We start from the raw sequence: 1,888 nt of genomic DNA, 5'->3' as shown, positions 1-1,888 counted from the left end.
ATTATCTTAAGAAAACAGCGCATGAAGCGCCCGGGGGGGCGCCTGATACATAGGGCGCCCGCCCCCCCCAAAGGGGGGCGGGCCCCGCGCCCCCAATATGGGAGGCCCTCCTCTTGGGGCGGGGCCGGCCGGCCCCGGTCGGGCGGGAAAAACCCCCCACCCGGCAAGATGTCTTGCAGGGCCAGCGCCGTCCCCGCCGCACTGTGCACCCGAATTTCAGTCTCCCCAAAGGTCAGTTCAAGCCCGTCGGCGCGCTCTGTGATCTGCAACTGGCCCGGACCATAAAGGCCGGGGATCATCGACAGATCCAGCTGGTCTTCGCCGGGGCGGAAATCAGTCACCACCATCCGGCCCGCCACCGCCGCAAAGACAAACTGATCCGCACCACTGCCCCCGGTCAGCACCGTGCCAGCCCCCTGGGCCACCAACAGATCATCCCCGGCCCGCCCCATGATTGTCACGGCGCCACCGCCGCCCTCCAGCAGGTCATCGCCGCCACTGCCCCTCAACTCTCCGACAGCAGAGGTCGCCACCATGCCGATTGTCGCCAGATCCAGCGTAAACTGCGAAATCCCCGCAGTACTGCCCGAAGTCACATAGACCTCCAGCTGGTCGCCCATCATCATGGCCTCCAGCGCGGTGATATTTTCCAGCCCTACCCCCGCCTCATGCGACAGGCTCTGCACATGTATCAGCTGCCCCGAGGGCAGCATCTCCAGCAGGCTGAGCCCCTCATCATTGCCCGCCGCCAGCACCAGAACATGATCCCCCACCGTCACCACCTGCAGCGCCGAGGCCCCGCCAAACCGGGTGGTGAGCGTATCATTGAGATGATCCGCCAGGCTCAGCCCACCCGCACCCGTCACCTGAAACAGGCTGAGCGAGCCCGTGCCCGAGGCCGCCATCAGCACCCAGGTGGCGCCATGAGCCTGAAAGCTCTGCAGCGCAGAAGGATCCGCCACCGGCAGGCCATCTGCCATGGTCAGGCTGTCTGCCGCCTGCAGCGCCCCGGTCTGACCATTGATCCGATAGCTGTGCACCCCCTGACCTGCGGCATCCGCCACAAACAGCAGCCCCGTCTCAGAGCCGGTCGCGGGGGCGGTTGTCAGTGCCCGCGCCTGCGGCATCTGATAATGATCCGCGCCGCCGGTGCGACTGATCTCGTTTTGCGCACGGCCAGACCCATCCAGCCGCCAGCCCGTCAGCTCTCCTGTGCCGGTGATGCCATAGACCACGCTGTGACCTGCGCTGAGAGGCGCTGTCGTCAAGACCCCCAAACCGCCATCTGTGCCTGCTGGCAGGCTGGTCTGACTCTGGCGGCTCAGGCTGTCACCGCCGCCGATCTGATAGGACAGCAGCGCGCCCCCCTGGCTGTTTTGTTGCAGCAGCTGCATCTCGCCACCGATCTCTGCCAGCGCAAAATCGCCGGTGCCCAGCCCCGCGTTCTGATGCCAGTGCTGGTCCTGCAACACGGGGCGCACGCCGCCACCGGTCAGCTGAAACAGGCTGAGCCCGCCATTGCGACCGGTGCTGGCACAGAGATAGGTGCCGGTGTCAGTCTGCAGGATTTCCAGATCCCGCAGATCCGTATCAAAACGCTCCTGCCCAGTCAAAATATGCCGTTGGAACACCAAATCCATGCCTTTTACTCCCAGCTTGACCACCTTGGCCAAGCCGTAAAATCGCGGCGGGGAACGGCATTTTCTGGTGTGCAATTGAGGCAAAAGCGCGGAGATTGTTTACAGATTGAAGACAATGGCTAAGGCCCTGCCTTCACGTCCAGAATTTGCCCCATTAATTCCAAGGGTGCGACAATCAGGCTGCAGAGGAAGTTTTGGTGATGGCAAAATTGCCCGCCTGTTGCGCCCGCCGTTGCAGCTGTGGCGGG

The 1,888-nt window shown here is 63.9% G+C and carries 1 protein-coding gene; it reads right to left on the bottom strand.

Features of this window, described 5'->3' with window-relative positions:
- Positions 1–1,640: hypothetical protein (locus PH5382_RS19295; RefSeq protein WP_058336002.1), on the bottom strand; the 1,640-nt coding region annotated here is incomplete at its 3' end.
- Positions 1,641–1,888: the final 248 nt, after the last annotated feature.

The organism is Phaeobacter sp. CECT 5382 (assembly GCF_001457775.1).
Classification (GTDB): Bacteria; Pseudomonadota; Alphaproteobacteria; order Rhodobacterales; family Rhodobacteraceae; genus Pseudophaeobacter.
The sequence above is the reverse complement of the archived record's forward strand: the minus strand, read 5'-3'. Positions and strand labels throughout refer to the sequence as shown.